Source organism: Streptomyces sp. NPDC003036 (genome assembly GCF_040611175.1).
Classification (GTDB): domain Bacteria; phylum Actinomycetota; class Actinomycetes; order Streptomycetales; family Streptomycetaceae; genus Streptomyces.
This window is the reverse complement of record NZ_JBEXNO010000006.1, coordinates 34689-49092: the sequence shown is the minus strand read 5'-3', so window position 1 is coordinate 49092 and position 14404 is coordinate 34689. Positions and strand designations below refer to the sequence as shown.

14 protein-coding genes are annotated in these 14404 nt (G+C 73.4%); 12 read left to right on the top strand and 2 right to left on the bottom strand.

Features of this window, described 5'->3' with window-relative positions; genetic code table 11:
• Window position 1 precedes the first annotated feature (1 nt).
• From ABZX67_RS06305 to ABZX67_RS06255, 11 genes are all read left to right on the top strand, one after another.
• On the top strand, window positions 2–952 hold the full coding sequence (locus ABZX67_RS06305) for an EamA family transporter (RefSeq protein ID WP_355355403.1): 951 nt from the start codon (window positions 2–4) through the stop codon (window positions 950–952).
• A 90-nt stretch (window positions 953–1042) separates the two neighbouring features.
• Window positions 1043–1834, top strand: coding sequence for a TIGR03084 family metal-binding protein (locus tag ABZX67_RS06300; RefSeq protein ID WP_355355401.1), 792 nt, complete (start codon window positions 1043–1045; stop codon window positions 1832–1834).
• On the top strand, window positions 1831–3507 hold the full coding sequence (locus ABZX67_RS06295) for an acyclic terpene utilization AtuA family protein (protein WP_355355399.1): 1677 nt from the start codon (window positions 1831–1833) through the stop codon (window positions 3505–3507). Before ABZX67_RS06300 ends, ABZX67_RS06295 begins: the two co-directional genes overlap by 4 nt.
• Entirely contained in the window at window positions 3504–5102 is a 1599-nt protein-coding gene (locus ABZX67_RS06290) for a carboxyl transferase domain-containing protein (RefSeq protein ID WP_355355397.1), read from the top strand. The genes ABZX67_RS06295 and ABZX67_RS06290 overlap by 4 nt, the downstream gene beginning before the upstream one ends.
• Before the next feature lie 7 nt (window positions 5103–5109).
• A complete protein-coding gene (locus ABZX67_RS06285) occupies window positions 5110–7011 on the top strand; it encodes a biotin carboxylase N-terminal domain-containing protein (protein ID WP_355355394.1) in 1902 nt (633 codons plus the stop codon).
• Window positions 6998–8131: an acyl-CoA dehydrogenase family protein gene (locus tag ABZX67_RS06280; protein WP_355355391.1), complete on the top strand. Its 1134-nt coding sequence runs from the start codon at window positions 6998–7000 to the stop codon at window positions 8129–8131. The genes ABZX67_RS06285 and ABZX67_RS06280 overlap by 14 nt, the downstream gene beginning before the upstream one ends.
• A 22-nt stretch (window positions 8132–8153) precedes the next feature.
• On the top strand, window positions 8154–9734 hold the full coding sequence (locus tag ABZX67_RS06275; protein WP_355355388.1) for a 4-coumarate--CoA ligase family protein: 1581 nt from the start codon (window positions 8154–8156) through the stop codon (window positions 9732–9734).
• Entirely contained in the window at window positions 9731–10468 is a 738-nt protein-coding gene (locus tag ABZX67_RS06270) for an enoyl-CoA hydratase family protein (RefSeq protein ID WP_355355385.1), read from the top strand. Before ABZX67_RS06275 ends, ABZX67_RS06270 begins: the two co-directional genes overlap by 4 nt.
• Complete coding sequence (locus ABZX67_RS06265; RefSeq protein ID WP_355355382.1) at window positions 10456–11070, top strand: TetR/AcrR family transcriptional regulator; 615 nt, start codon at window positions 10456–10458, stop codon at window positions 11068–11070. Before ABZX67_RS06270 ends, ABZX67_RS06265 begins: the two co-directional genes overlap by 13 nt.
• A gap of 54 nt (window positions 11071–11124) precedes the next feature.
• Window positions 11125–11376 carry a hypothetical protein gene (locus tag ABZX67_RS06260; RefSeq protein ID WP_355355379.1) on the top strand — a complete coding sequence of 84 codons (252 nt, stop codon included), beginning with the start codon at window positions 11125–11127 and terminating at the stop codon, window positions 11374–11376.
• A complete protein-coding gene (locus ABZX67_RS06255; RefSeq protein ID WP_355355376.1) occupies window positions 11373–11774 on the top strand; it encodes a DNA-binding protein in 402 nt (133 codons plus the stop codon). The genes ABZX67_RS06260 and ABZX67_RS06255 overlap by 4 nt, the downstream gene beginning before the upstream one ends.
• 70 nt (window positions 11775–11844) lie before the next feature.
• Here ABZX67_RS06255 and ABZX67_RS06250 read toward each other — a convergent pair whose 3' ends face one another.
• Window positions 11845–12945: a citrate synthase 2 gene (locus tag ABZX67_RS06250; RefSeq protein WP_355355373.1), complete on the bottom strand. Its 1101-nt coding sequence runs from the start codon at window positions 12943–12945 to the stop codon at window positions 11845–11847.
• A gap of 296 nt (window positions 12946–13241) precedes the next feature.
• Here ABZX67_RS06250 and pdxH point away from each other — a divergent pair, with 296 nt between their 5' ends.
• A complete protein-coding gene (gene pdxH / locus ABZX67_RS06245; RefSeq protein WP_355355370.1) occupies window positions 13242–13910 on the top strand; it encodes a pyridoxamine 5'-phosphate oxidase in 669 nt (222 codons plus the stop codon).
• An 18-nt stretch (window positions 13911–13928) separates the two neighbouring features.
• On the opposite strand, the gene ABZX67_RS06240 is transcribed toward pdxH, so the two are convergent.
• Entirely contained in the window at window positions 13929–14264 is a 336-nt protein-coding gene (locus tag ABZX67_RS06240) for a hypothetical protein (protein ID WP_355355367.1), read from the bottom strand.
• Window positions 14265–14404: the final 140 nt, after the last annotated feature.

The window sequence follows — 14404 nt, the reverse complement described above, 5'->3', positions numbered from 1 at the left end:
GGTGAACGACACCGCACGCCCGGACGCGGCGGTCGCCGACGCCTCCGCCGTCGCGCTCCCCGAGGTCTCCGCCGCGCACCCCGACCGGGCCCCCGGGAGGCGCGGTGCGCTCGGGCCGGTCGCGCTGGTGGTGGCGGGCGGGCTGTCCGTGCAGTTCGGGGCGGCCGTCGCCGTGCTGCTCATGCCGCGCGCCGGGGCCATCGGGGTCGTCACGCTGCGGCTGCTGCTCTCCGCCGTCGTCCTGCTCCTGGTCTGCCGGCCCCGGCTGCGCGGGTACCGGCGCGCCGACTGGGGCACGGTCGTCGCCTTCGGCGCCGCCATGGCCGCGATGAACGTCCTCTTCTACCTGTCCATCGACCGCATCCCGTTGGGCGCCGCCGTCACCCTGGAGGTGCTCGGGCCGCTCGTGCTGTCGGTGGTCGCTTCACGGAGGCTGGTCAGCGTCGTCTGGGCCGCGCTCGCGCTGGCCGGAGTGGTCCTGCTGAGCGGCGGCGGTTTCGACCGGCTGGACCCGCTGGGCGCGGTGTTCGCGCTGGCGGCGGGCGCCATGTGGGCCGCGTACATCCTCTTCAGCGCGCGTACCGGACGGCGCTTCCCGCAGGCCGACGGGCTGGCGCTGGCGATGGCCGTGGGCGCGGTGCTGACGCTGCCGCTCGGCATCGCCGAGGCCGGGAGCAAGCTCCTCGTGCCGTCGACCATCGGCCTGGGCCTCGCGGTCGCGCTGATGTCGTCCGTCCTGCCGTACACCCTCGAACTGCTGGCGCTGCGCCGCCTGCCCGCGCCGACGTTCGCGATCCTGATGAGCCTGGAGCCGGCGATCGCCGCCACCGCCGGGTTCCTGGTGCTGAGCCAGGCCATGTCCCTCACCGACGCGCTGGCGATCGCGCTGGTCGTCGCGGCCAGCATGGGGGCCGTGCGGTCGCAGGCGCGCCGGGGCGCCCGTAAAAAGTAAAGCAAGCACGCTTGCTTGTTTCTCCGGGCGCTGCCATGCTCCGGGGCACGCACCGCGTTTTCCGTGCCCGTGTCCCGGAGGGAGCGCACCGTGTCCCACGCCTTGCTGGACGATCTACGCGACGAGAGCGAGGAGCTCGACCGGCTGGTCGCGCACCTGGAACCGGACCGCTGGGCCACGCCCACCCCCGCGCCCCGCTGGACCGTCGCCCACCAGATCGCGCACCTCGCGTGGACCGACGCCGCGGCCCTGCTCGCCGTCACCGACCCGGAGGCGTTCGCGGCGCATGTCGAAGAGGCGCTCAAGGCGCCCGACACCTTCGTCGACGAGGGGGCGGAGGAGGGGGCGGCCGGGCCCCCGTACGAGCTGCTCGCCCGCTGGCGGGAGGGGCGCGAGCGCCTCCAGCACGCGCTGCGCGCCGCGCCCCCCGGCGCCCGCTTCCCCTGGTACGGGCCGCCCATGAGCGCCGGAGCCATGGCCACCGCCCGCCTGATGGAGACCTGGGCGCACGGCCAGGACGTCGCCGACGCCCTCGGAGCCGTACGGGAGCCGACCGCGCGCCTTCGGCACGTCGCCTGGATCGGCGTACGGGCCCGCGACTACGCCTACGCCGTACGCGGGCTGACACCGCCCGCCGAGCCCTTCCGGGTGGAGCTCACCGCGCCGGACGGCACCGAACTGTGGACGTACGGGCCCAAGGACGCCGACCAGCACGTGACCGGGCCCGCCCTGGACTTCTGCCTGCTGGTCACCCAGCGGGCCCACCGCGACGACGTGGCCGTACGGGCCGAGGGCGCCGAGGCCGACCGCTGGCTCGACATCGCGCAGGCCTTCGCGGGACCGGCCGGACCGGGCCGCGCGCCCAAGGCGGACACCCAGTGAGCGTGCTGCGGATCGGGAACGCCTCCGGCTTCTACGGCGACCGCTTCGACGCCGTGCGCGAGATGCTCACCGGCGGCGAGCTCGACGTCCTCACCGGCGACTACCTCGCCGAGCTGACCATGCTCCTCCTCGCCCGCGACCGGATGAAGGACCCGGCGCTCGGGTACGCCAAGACCTTCCTGCGCCAGATGGAGGAGGGCCTCGGGCTCGCCCACGAGCGCGGCGTGAAGATCGTGACCAACGCCGGCGGCCTCAACCCGGCGTCGCTCGCGGAGGAACTGCGCGCGCTGGCCGCCCGGCTGGGCCTGCCGGAGGTGCGCGTCGCGCACGTGGAGGGCGACCGGCTGCCCGCGCCGCGCGACGGGGTCCTGGCGGCGCACGCGTACCTCGGCGGCGGCGGCATCGCGGCCTGCCTGCGCGGCGGCGCGGACGTGGTGGTCACCGGCCGGGTCACGGACGCGGCGCTCGTCTGCGGGCCCGCCGCCTGGTGGTTCGGCTGGGGGCCCGAGGAGTACGACCGGCTCGCGGGCGCGGTCGTCGCCGGGCACGTCCTGGAGTGCGGGACGCAGGCGACCGGCGGCAACTACGCCTTCTTCGAGGGACACGACGTGCGCAGGCCCGGTTTTCCCCTGGCCGAGCTGTACGAGGACGGGTCCTGCGTCATCACGAAACACGACCGTACGGGCGGCTTCGTGGACGTCGGAACGGTCACCGCCCAACTGCTCTACGAGACGGCGGGGGCCCGGTACGCGGGCCCCGATGCGACGGCCCGGCTGGACACCGTACGCCTCGTCCCGGACGGGCCGGACCGGGTCCGGATCTCCGGCGTACGGGGCGAGCCGCCGCCCCCGACGCTGAAGGTTGGCGTGAACCGGCTCGGCGGCTGGCGCAACGAGGTCGTGTTCGTGCTCACGGGCCTCGACATCGAGGCCAAGGCCCGGCTGGTGCGGGCGCAGGTCGAGGACGCGCTCCCCGTGAAACCGGCCGAGGTGCGCTGGGAGCTCGCCCGTACCGACCGGGAGGACGCCGCCACCGAGGAGACGGCCAGCGCCCTGCTGCGGCTCGTCGTCCGCGACACCGACCCCGAGGCGGTGGGGCGGGCGGTGAGCGGCGCGGCGATCGAGCTCGCGCTCGGCAGCTACCCCGGCTTCCACGTGACGGCGCCCCCGGGCAAGGGCACCCCGTACGGCGTCTTCGAGGCCGGGTACGTCGACGCGGGCACGGTCACGCACACCGCCGTGCTGCCCGACGGCGAGCGCGTCACGATCCCGGCGCCCGCACGGACGCGGAGCCTGGCCGACGTACCGGAACCCCCGCTCCCCGAGCCCCTGCCGCCCGGCCCCGTACGGCGCGCCCCGCTCGGGCTGGTCGCCGGGGCCCGCAGCGGCGACAAGGGCGGTGACGCCAACGTCGGGGTGTGGGCGACCACGGACGCGGCCTGGCGCTGGCTCGCCCACACCCTCACCGCCGACCGGCTGCGCGAACTGCTCCCGGAGGCCGCGCCCTTGGACGTCGTACGGCACGTCCTGCCGAACCTGCGCGCGCTGAACTTCGTCGTGACGGGCCTCCTCGGCGAGGGCGTCGCCGCCCAGGCCCGCTTCGACCCCCAGGCCAAGGGCCTCGGCGAATGGCTGCGCGCCCGCCACCTCGACATCCCGGAGGCCCTGCTGTGACCGTGCTCCCCTCGCGCCTGGACACCGCCGAGCCCGACTACGCCGCGCACCGCGAGGCCATGCTCGCCAAGCTGGCCGAGCTGGAAGCCGAGCACGCCAAGGCGCTGGCGGGCGGCGGCCCCAAGTACGTCGCACGCCACCGCGCGCGGGGCAAGCTCCTCGCCCGCGAGCGCGTCGAGCTGCTCCTCGACCCCGGCGCGCCGTTCCTGGAGCTGTCGCCGCTCGCCGCCTGGGGCAGCGACTACGCCGTCGGCGCGTCGATCGTCACCGGCATCGGCGTCGTCGAGGGCGTCGAGTGCCTGATCACCGCCAACGACCCGACCGTACGAGGTGGCGCGTCCAACCCCTGGACGCTGAAGAAGGCCCTGCGCGCCAACGAGATCGCGTACGCCAACCGGCTGCCGTGCATCGCGCTCGTCGAGTCCGGCGGCGCCGACCTGCCCTCCCAGAAGGAGATCTTCATCCCCGGCGGGGCGCTCTTCCGGGACATCACCCGCCTGTCCGCCGCCGGGATCCCGACCGTCGCCGTCGTCTTCGGCAACTCGACGGCGGGCGGCGCCTACGTGCCCGGCATGTCCGACCACACCGTCATGATCAAGGAGCGGTCGAAGGTCTTCCTCGGCGGCCCGCCGCTCGTGAAGATGGCCACCGGCGAGGAGAGCGACGACGAGTCCCTCGGCGGCGCCGAGATGCACGCGCGCGTGTCGGGCCTCGCCGACCACTACGCCGTCGACGAGCCGGACGCCATCCGCCAGGCCCGCCGGATCGTCGCCCGCCTCAACCACCGCAAGGCGCACCCCGACCCGGGCCCGGCCGAACCGCCGAAGTACGACCCGGAGGAGCTCCTCGGCATCGTGCCCGGGGACCTGAAGACCCCCTTCGACCCGCGCGAGGTCATCGCCCGGATCGTCGACGGCTCCGACTTCGACGAGTTCAAGCCGCTGTACGGGCCCTCGCTCACCACGGGATGGGCGCGGCTGCACGGCTATCCGGTCGGCATCCTCGCCAACGCCCAGGGCGTGCTGTTCTCCGCCGAGTCCCAGAAGGCGGCCCAGTTCATCCAGCTGGCCAACCAGCGCGCCATCCCGCTCCTCTTCCTGCACAACACCACCGGCTACATGGTCGGCAAGGAGTACGAACAGGGCGGCATCATCAAGCACGGCGCGATGATGATCAACGCGGTGGCCAACTCCCGTGTCCCGCACCTCTCCGTGCTCATGGGCGCCTCGTACGGCGCCGGCCACTACGGCATGTGCGGCCGCGCCTACGACCCCCGGTTCCTCTTCGCCTGGCCCAGCGCCAAGTCCGCCGTCATGGGCCCCCAGCAGCTCGCCGGCGTCCTGTCGATCGTCGCCCGCGCGTCGGCGGCCGCCAAGGGGCAGCCGTACGACGACGAGGCGGACGCCGCGCTGCGCGCCATGGTGGAGCAGCAGATCGAGGCCGAGTCGCTGCCGATGTTCCTGTCGGGGCGGCTGTACGACGACGGGGTCATCGACCCGCGCGACACGCGCACCGTGCTCGGCCTGTGCCTGTCGGCGATCCACACCGCCCCGGTCGAAGGCGCGCGCGGCGGCTTCGGCGTCTTCCGGATGTGAGGCCCTGATGATCTCCTCTCTTCTCGTCGCCAACCGCGCGGAGATCGCCTGCCGCGTCTTCCGCACCTGCCGCTCGCTCGGCATCGACACGGTGGCGGTGTACGCGGACCCGGACGCGTCCGCCCTGCACGTACGGCAGGCCGACACGGCCGTACGGCTGCCGGGAGCGGCACCCGCCGACACCTATCTGCGCGGCGACCTGATCGTGAAGGCCGCCCTCGCGGCGGGCGCGGACGCCGTCCACCCCGGGTACGGCTTCCTGTCCGAGAACGCCGACTTCGCGCGGGCCGTGCTGGACGCCGGTCTCACGTGGGTGGGCCCGCCGCCCAAGGCGATCGAGACCATGGCGTCCAAGACGCGCGCGAAGGAGCTGATGGCGGCGGCGGGAGTGCCGCTCCTCGCCCCCGTGGTCCCGGCGGTGGCCACCCCGGAGGACCTCCCCCTGCTCCTCAAGGCGGCGGCGGGCGGCGGCGGCCGGGGCATGCGGGTCGTCCGGGACCTGGCCGCGCTCCCCGGCGAGCTGGCGGCGGCCACCGCCGAGGCCCGCTCGGCGTTCGGCGACGGCGAGGTGTTCGCGGAGCCGTACGTCGAGCGGGGCCGCCACGTCGAGGTCCAGGTCCTCGCCGACACCCACGGCACCGTGTGGGCGCTCGGCACCCGCGACTGCTCGCTCCAGCGACGGCACCAGAAGGTCGTCGAGGAGGCCCCGGCGCCGGGGCTGGGCCTGGAGCTGCGCGAGACGCTGCACACCTCGGCGGTGGCGGCGGCGCGGGCGGTCGGGTACGTGGGCGCGGGCACGGTCGAGTTCCTGGTCTCCGGCGACCGGGCGTACTTCCTGGAGATGAACACCCGCCTCCAGGTCGAACACCCCGTCACGGAAGCCGTCTTCGGCCTGGACCTCGTCGCTCTCCAGCTCGCCGTCGCGGAGGGCGCCGCGCTCCCGCCCGAGCCGCCCGCCCCCTCGGGCCACGCCGTGGAGGCCCGCCTGTACGCGGAGGACCCGGCCCGGGACTGGGCCCCGCAGTCGGGCGTGGTGCACGCGCTGGACCTCCCGGAGGGCGACCGGCTCCGCGTGGACGCCGGGTACGCCGCCGGGGACACCGTGGGCACGCACTACGACGCCATGCTCGCCAAGGTGATCACCCACGCGCCCACCCGCGAGGAAGCCGTCCGCAAGCTGGCCCACGCCCTGGCGCGCGCCCGAGTACACGGGCCGGTCACCAACCGGGACCTGCTCGTACGGTCCTTGCGGCACCCGGACTTCGTGGCGGGACGGCTCGACACCGGCTTCTACGAGCGGCACCTGCCCGAACTGACCGCGCCCGCACCGGGAGAGGCCGACGCGGCCGTGGCCGCCGCCCTCGCGGACGCCGTACGCACGGGGAGCCGGTTCGGCGCCTTCCGCAACGTACCGTCGCAGCCGCAGAGTGCCCGGTACGGCGACCACGAGGTCCGCTACCGCCCCACCCGCGACGGCGGGTTCACCGTCGAGTCCCACCCGCACACGCGCGTGGTGGCCGTGTCGCCCGAGCGCGTGAGCCTCGAAGTCGACGGCGTCGTCCGGCGTTTCGAGGTCGCCGCGTACGGCGACGGCACCGTGTACGCGGGGCCGTACCGGCTGACCGCCCACCCCCGCTTCACCGATCCCGCCGAGCGCACCGCGCCCGGCTCGCTGCTCGCGCCCATGCCCGGCACCGTCGTCCGGGTCGCCGACGTCGAGCCCGGGGCCCGGGTCGAGGCCGGGCAGCCGCTCGTCTGGCTGGAGGCCATGAAGATGGAGCACCGCATCGCCGCTCCCGCCTCCGGCACGCTCACCGCGCTCCATGCCGTCCCCGGCCGCCAGGTCGAGGTCGGTGCCCTGCTCGCCGTCGTACAGGACGTACCGGAGGATCAGCATGATCGAAACTAGCGAGCACACCGCCCTGCGCACCGCCGTCGCCGCCCTCGGGCGGCGCCACGGACGCACCCACGACCCCGAGTCCCGCGACGCCCTGTGGGCCGAGGCCGGCAAGCTCGGCTACCTCGGCGTGAACCTCCCCGAGGAGTACGGCGGCGGGGGCGGCGGCATGGCCGAGCTGTCCATCGTCCTGGAGGAGCTGGGCGCGGCGGGCTGCCCGCTGCTGATGATGGTGGTGTCCCCGGCGATCTGCGGCACGGTCATCGCCCGCTTCGGCACGGACGAGCAGAAGCGGCGCTGGCTGCCGGGGCTCGCCGACGGCAGCCGCACCATGGCGTTCGGCATCACGGAGCCCGACGCGGGCTCCAACTCGCACCGCATCACCACCACCGCGCGCCGCGACGGCGACGACTGGGTCCTCACCGGCCGCAAGGTGTTCATCTCGGGTGTCGACATCGCCGACGCGACGCTGATCGTGGGCCGGACGGAGGACGCCCGCACGGGGAAACTCAAGCCGTGCCTGTTCGTCGTCCCGCGCGACGCGCCGGGCTTCGGCCGCCGCCCCATCGACATGGAACTGCACGCCCACGAGAAGCAGTTCGAGCTGACGCTGGACGACGTACGGCTGCCGGCGGACGCGCTCGTCGGTGACGAGGACGCGGGCCTGCTGCAGCTCTTCGCCGGTCTCAACCCCGAGCGCATCATGACCGCCGCCTTCGCCGTCGGCATGGGCCGCTACGCGGTCGCGCGGGCGGTCGCGTACGCGAAGGAGCGCCAGGTGTGGAAGGCCCCCATCGGCGCCCACCAGGCCATCGCCCACCCCCTCGCCCAGGTCCACATCGAACTGGAGCTGGCTCGCCTGATGATGCAGCGGGCGGCCGGCCTGTACGACGCGGGCGACGACGTCGGCGCGGGCGAGGCCGCCAACATGGCCAAGTACGCCGCCGCCGAGGCGTGCGTGCGGGCCGTCGACCAATCCGTCCACACTCTCGGCGGAAACGGCCTCACCCGCGAGTTCGGCCTCGCCTCGCTCATCACCGCCTCGCGCGTGGCACGGATAGCCCCCGTCAGCCGGGAAATGATTCTGAACTACGTGTCCCACCAGACCCTCGGCCTGCCCAAGTCGTACTGAGTCGTACCGACAGGAGCCGTTCATGGTGTTCCACAGCGAGTACGCGGACGTCCCACGCCTGTCTCTCCCCATCCACGACGCCGTGCTGGGCAACGCCCCCTCGTACGGCGACACCGTCGCCCTCGTCGACGGCACGGGCGACCTGTCCGTCACGTACGCCCAGCTCGACACGTACCACCGCCGGATCGCCGCCGCCTTCGCGGAGGCGGGCGTCCGCAAGGGCGACGTGCTGGCGCTGCACAGCCCGAACACCGTCGTCTACCCGGCCGTCTTCTACGCGGCGACACGCGCCGGCGCGTCCGTCACCACCCTCCACCCGCTGGCGACGGCCGAGGAGGTCGGCCGGCAGCTGCGGGACTCCGCCGCCCGCTGGATGGTCACCGTCTCGCCGCTCCTGGAGACGGCCCGGCGCGCCGCGCGCGGAACGGACGTCCGCGAGATCTTCGTCTGCGACCAGGCGGAAGGGCACCGTTCCGTCCTGGACATGCTGGGCTCGACGGCGCCGGAACCGTCCGTCGCGATCGACCCGGACGAGGACGTCGCCGTCCTGCCCTACTCCTCGGGGACGACGGGCGTGCCCAAGGGCGTCATGCTCACCCACCGCTCGATCGCCACCAACCTGGCGCAGCTGGACCCGCTGGTGCCGGTGGGACCCGGCCACCGGATCCTCGCCATCCTGCCGTTCTTCCACATCTACGGCCTTACCGCTCTGATGAACGCGCCGTTGCGGCACGGCGCCACCGTGGTCGTGCTGCCGCGCTTCGAACTGGACCAGTTCCTCGGCACGATCGAGAAGCACCGCGTCAACGGCCTGTACGTGGCCCCGCCGGTCGTCCTCGCGCTCGCCAAGCACCCGGCGGTCGAGCGGTACGACCTGTCGTCGCTGGAGTACGTCCTCAGCGCCGCCGCCCCGCTCGACGCGCACCTCGCCCGGGCCTGTGCGGCGCGGCTCGGGCTGCCGCCCGTACGGCAGGCGTACGGCATGACGGAACTGTCTCCCGCCACACACGTGGTGCCGCTGACGGCCCCCGACACCCCGCCGGGCGCCGTCGGCAAGCTGCTGCCCAGCACCGAGATGCGGATCGTGTCCCTCGACGACCCGGGCAAGGACCTGGGCGCGGGGGAGGAGGGCGAGATCTGGATCCGGGGGCCGCAGGTGATGAAGGGCTACCTGGGCCGTCCGGACGCGACGGCCGCGATGATCGACGCGGAGGGGTGGCTGCACACCGGCGACGTGGGGCGCGTCGACGCCGACGGCTGGCTGTACGTCGTCGACCGCGTCAAGGAGCTGATCAAGTACAAGGGCTTCCAGGTCGCCCCGGCCGAGCTGGAGGCGCTGCTGCTGACGCACGAGTCCATCGCGGACGCGGCGGTGATCGGCGTGTACGACGAGGACGGCAACGAGGTGCCGAAGGCGTACGTCGTACGGCAGCCCGGCGCCACCGAACCGACGGCCGACGACATCATCGCCTTCGTGGCCGGGAAGGTGGCCCCGTACAAGAAGATCCGGCGGGTCGCATTCGTCGACGGCGTACCGAGGGCGGCCTCGGGGAAGATCCTCCGGCGCGAACTGAGGGAACCGAGGGAGCGAGAAGGCACATGACCAGTCTCGTCACCACCGCGCACGAGCGCGGCATCACCACCCTGACGCTGAACTCGCCGGACAACCGCAACGCGCTCTCCGCGCGGGTCGTCGGCGAGCTGGCGGAGGCGCTGGAGGCCTGCGGCAAGGACCCCGCGGTGCGGGCGGTGGTGCTCACGCACGCGGGGCCGACGTTCAGCGCGGGCGCGGACCTGAAGGCGCCGCCCAGCCCGTACACCTTCGTGGCGCTGCTGCGGGCGATCGTGGAGCTGCCCAAGCCGGTGGTGGCACGCGTGACCGGGCACGTACGGGCCGGGGGCCTCGGCCTGGTGGGGGCCTGCGACATCGTGGCGGCCGGGGCGGAGGCCGACTTCGCGCTCACGGAGGCCCGCCTCGGGGTGGCGCCGGCCGTCATCTCGCTGACGCTGCTGCCGCGCCTCGACCCGGCGGCCGCGAGCCGGTACTACCTGACCGGGGAGCGGTTCGACGCGGCGGAGGCGGCCCGGATCGGGCTCGTCACCGTCGTCGGGGACGACGTGGACGCCGCTCTCGCCCCCGTCCTGGACGGGCTGCGGCGGGGCTCACCGCAGGGGCTGGCGGAGAGCAAGCGGCTGGTCACGGCTAGGGTGCTGGAAACCTTCGAGCGCGATGCGGAGGATCTCGTACAGCGCTCGGCCTCGCTCTTCGCCTCGGCGGAGGCACGCGAGGGGATGACGGCCTTCCTGGAGCGACGGGACGCTGCATGGGTGTTGTGACCACCACCGCCACGGCCAAGGCGCCGAACGCCGCCAAGGCGCCGAAGCAGGACCGCAGCCGGGCCACCCGGCAGCGGCTCCTGGAGGCGGCCGTGGCCTGCCTGGCCGAACGCGGCTGGGCGGGCTCGACCGTCTCCGTCGTCGCCGAACGCGCCGGCGTCTCGCGCGGCGCCGCCCAGCACCACTTCCCGACCCGCGAGGACCTCTTCACGGCGGCCGTCGAGTACGTCGCCGAGGAGCGCTCCCACGCCCTGCGCGCCCTGCCCGTCCAGGGCCGCGCGGCGGTCGTCGCGGCCCTCGTGGACCTCTACACAGGTCCCCTGTTCCGGGCGGCCCTGCACCTGTGGGTGGCCGCCTCCAACGAGGAGCAGCTGCGCCCCCGGGTCACCGAACTGGAGGCGAAGGTCGGCCGCGAGACCCACCGCATCGCGGTCGAACTCCTCGCCGCCGACGAGTCCCGCCCGGGCGTCCGCGAGACGGTCCAGGGCCTCCTGGACATGGCCCGCGGCCTCGGCCTCGCCAACCTGCTGACGGACGACCGGGCCCGGCGGGACCGGGTGGTGGCGGAGTGGGGGAAGCTGCTGGACGAGGTGCTGGGCTGACGATCCGATGATATGCATACTGCCGGTATGCATATCTCCGGTACGCTGGGGAGCATGGCTGAGACCACGCGTATCACGGTGACGCTGCCCAGCACGCATGTGGAGATCCTGAAGAAGCTGACGGACAACGTGTCGGCCTTCGTGGCCGAGGCGGTGGACGAGCTGATCAGACATGAGCTGCGGCGGCAGGAGTTCGAGCGTTACGAGGAGGAGCACGGCGCCTTCACCGAGGAGGAGCTCGCGGAGGCGCGTGCCAGGATCGCGGAAGCTCTCGCTCCCGACGTGCCCCTGGACAGGGCGGCATGAACCCTTACATCAGGACGCTCGTCCTGGACTCGGAGGGCCTGTCCGCCTGGATCACCGAGGACCGCAAGACCACGGCACTCCTGAAGGCGTTCGACGGCAACGGCGCCGACTTCGCCATCTGCGCCAACACCATCATCGAGGTGGCGCACGCGGGCGTGAACATGCCCCGCCTCCAGTGGCTGCTGTCCCGCTGCAAGGCCGAGCCCGTCACCGAGCAGTCCGCCAGGGCCGCCGCCCGGCTGCTCAAGGACACCGGCCTGCACGGCCACAAGTACGCCATCGACGCCACGGTCGCCGAGATGGCGCTGCGCCAGCCTCGGCCGGTCGCCATGCTGACGTCCGACATCGACGACATGTCCCGCCTCTGCGGTGACCGTGTCCGGCTCATCAGCCTCTGAGCCCGCGTACGTACACGAACGGCGCCGACCCCCGCGCGGGGCCGGCGCCGTTGCCGTATCGGGACCGGCGTCAGTCGGCGATGTCCTCGAAACCGGCGATCTCGCGCGGGCTGCGCGGGCCCGGGCCCACGTAGCGGGCGGAGGGGCGGACCAGACGGCCGGTGCGCTTCTGCTCCAGGATGTGGGCGCTCCAGCCGGCCGTGCGGGCGCAGGTGAACATCGACGTGAACATGTGCGCCGGGACCTCCGCGAAGTCCAGCACGATCGCCGCCCAGAACTCGACGTTCGTCGCCAGGACCCGGTCCGGGCGGCGGTTGTGCAGCTCCTCCAGGGCGGCCTTCTCGAGCGCCTCCGCCACCTCGAAGCGCGGCGCGCCGAGCTCCTTGGCGGTGCGGCGCAGCACGCGGGCGCGGGGGTCCTCGGCGCGGTAGACGCGGTGGCCGAAGCCCATGAGGCGCTCTCCCTTGTCGAGGGCCTGGCGGACGTACGCGCCGGCGTCACCGGTGCGCTCGATCTCCTCGATCATGCCGAGGACGCGGGACGGCGCCCCGCCGTGCAGCGGGCCCGACATGGCGCCGACGGCGCCCGAGAGGGCCGCGGCCACGTCGGCGCCCGTGGAGGCGATGACGCGGGCCGTGAAGGTGGAGGCGTTCATGCCGTGCTCGGCGGCGGACGTCCAGTACGCGTCGACGGCCTTGACGTGCTTCGGGTCCGGCTCGCCGCGCCAGCGGATCATGAACCGCTCGACGACGGACTGGGCCTTGTCGATCTCGCTCTGCGGCACCATCGGCAGGCCCTGCCCGCGCGCGCTCTGGGCGACGTACGACAGCGCCATGACGGCCGCGCGGGCGAGGTCGTCGCGGGCCTGCTCCTCGTCGATGTCGAGCAGCGGTTTCAGGCCCCACACCGGGGCCAGCATGGCCAGCGCCGACTGCACGTCGACACGGATGTCGCCGGAGTGCACCGGGATCGGGAACGGCTCGGCCGGCGGCAGGCCGGGGTTGAACGCCCCGTCGACCAGCAGGCCCCACACGTTCCCGAAGGAGACGTGACCGACGAGGTCCTCGATGTCGACGCCGCGGTACCGCAGCGCACCGCCTTCCTTGTCCGGTTCGGCGATCTCCGTCTCGAACGCGACGACTCCTTCGAGTCCGGGTACGAAGTCGGACATCAGGCGGCTCCTCGTGAGGTGAGTCTTCCGGTGAGAGTTCCGGTTCCGGTGAGTCTTCCGGGGGTGCGGTGATACCCCGTACGGCAGGTGGTCATCCAGCACCGTCGTAGGGAGGGAACAGCGACCCAGCCCATGAGTCTGTCGGGTTCCCCCGATGCGGGGAAGCGTGACATCCGGCACACTGCGCCGAACCGGGCAGGAAGGATTACCGGCACTCGGTGCCGGGAAGACTGCGGTGCCAGGCGACGCGAGCCCGGCATGATCCACGAGGCACCCCCTGAGGCAGGATGGGCTTCGTGACAGACGCTCTCGACCCAGCAGCTCTCGATCCCGCCGACATGCGCGAGCAGTACCGCACCGCCGTGTTCCTGGAGGCGGACCTCGCGGCCGAGCCGATGGACCAGTTCGACCGCTGGTTCAAGGAAGTGGCCGGCAGCGGTGTGATCCACGAGCCGAACGCCATGATCGTCTCGACGGCCTCGCCCGACGGGCGCCCCTCGTCGCGCACGGTGCTGCTCAAGCACTACGACGAACGGGGCTTCGTCTTCTTCACCAACTACGGCTCCCGCAAGGGCATGGAGCTCGACACCAACCCGTACCTCTCGCTGCTCTTCCCCTGGCACCCGGTCGCCCGCCAGGTCATCGTCACGGGCGTGGCGTCCCGCGTGGGCCGCGACGAGACCGCCGCGTACTTCCGCACCCGGCCGCACGGCTCCCAGCTGGGCGCCTGGGCGAGCGAGCAGTCGTCCGTGATCGCCTCGCGGGCGGAGCTGCTGGCCCGCTTCGAGGAGCTCGCGGCGCGCTACCCGGAGGGCGAGCAGGTGCCGGTGCCGCCGCACTGGGGCGGCTTCCGGGTCGCCCCGGAGACGGTCGAGTTCTGGCAGGGCCACGAGAACCGGCTGCACGACCGGCTGCGGTACGTCAGGCAGGACGCCTCCTGGCGCGTGGAGCGCCTCTCGCCCTGAGGGGATCCCCTCACCCGGTCACGCGAAGTCGATCGCGGCCAGCACCGGTCCGCCGAAAGCCAGCGCGTACTGCGCGAACACCGCGCCGCGCCGTCCGCGATGGCTGAGCGCGTCCCGCGGCGCGCACAGCGCCACCAGCCCCACGATCCCGGAGAACCCCATCGACCACATCGCCGGTACGAGGAGGGGCCCGCTGGCGCCGTCGCCGCTGTAGGCCTGGTTCAGGACGATGACGAGGAACGCGGCGAAGGCGCCGACGAGCAGCAGGAGCCCGAACCCGGCGAAGATGCGCAGGGCGCCCGTGGAGGGGGCGAAGGGGTCGGTCGTCCCGGCGGTGTCAGTCGTGGTCGTCATGGCTGCCATGCTGCCGCCCGCGGCCGGCCGCCCGCACCGTGCCGCGTACTCATCCTCGCGTGCGGCTCGTACTCAGAACAGAGCCCCGGGTACGCAGAAGCCCGCGGGCTCTGGTCCCTCCTGGAGGGAGGGGTCGGCCG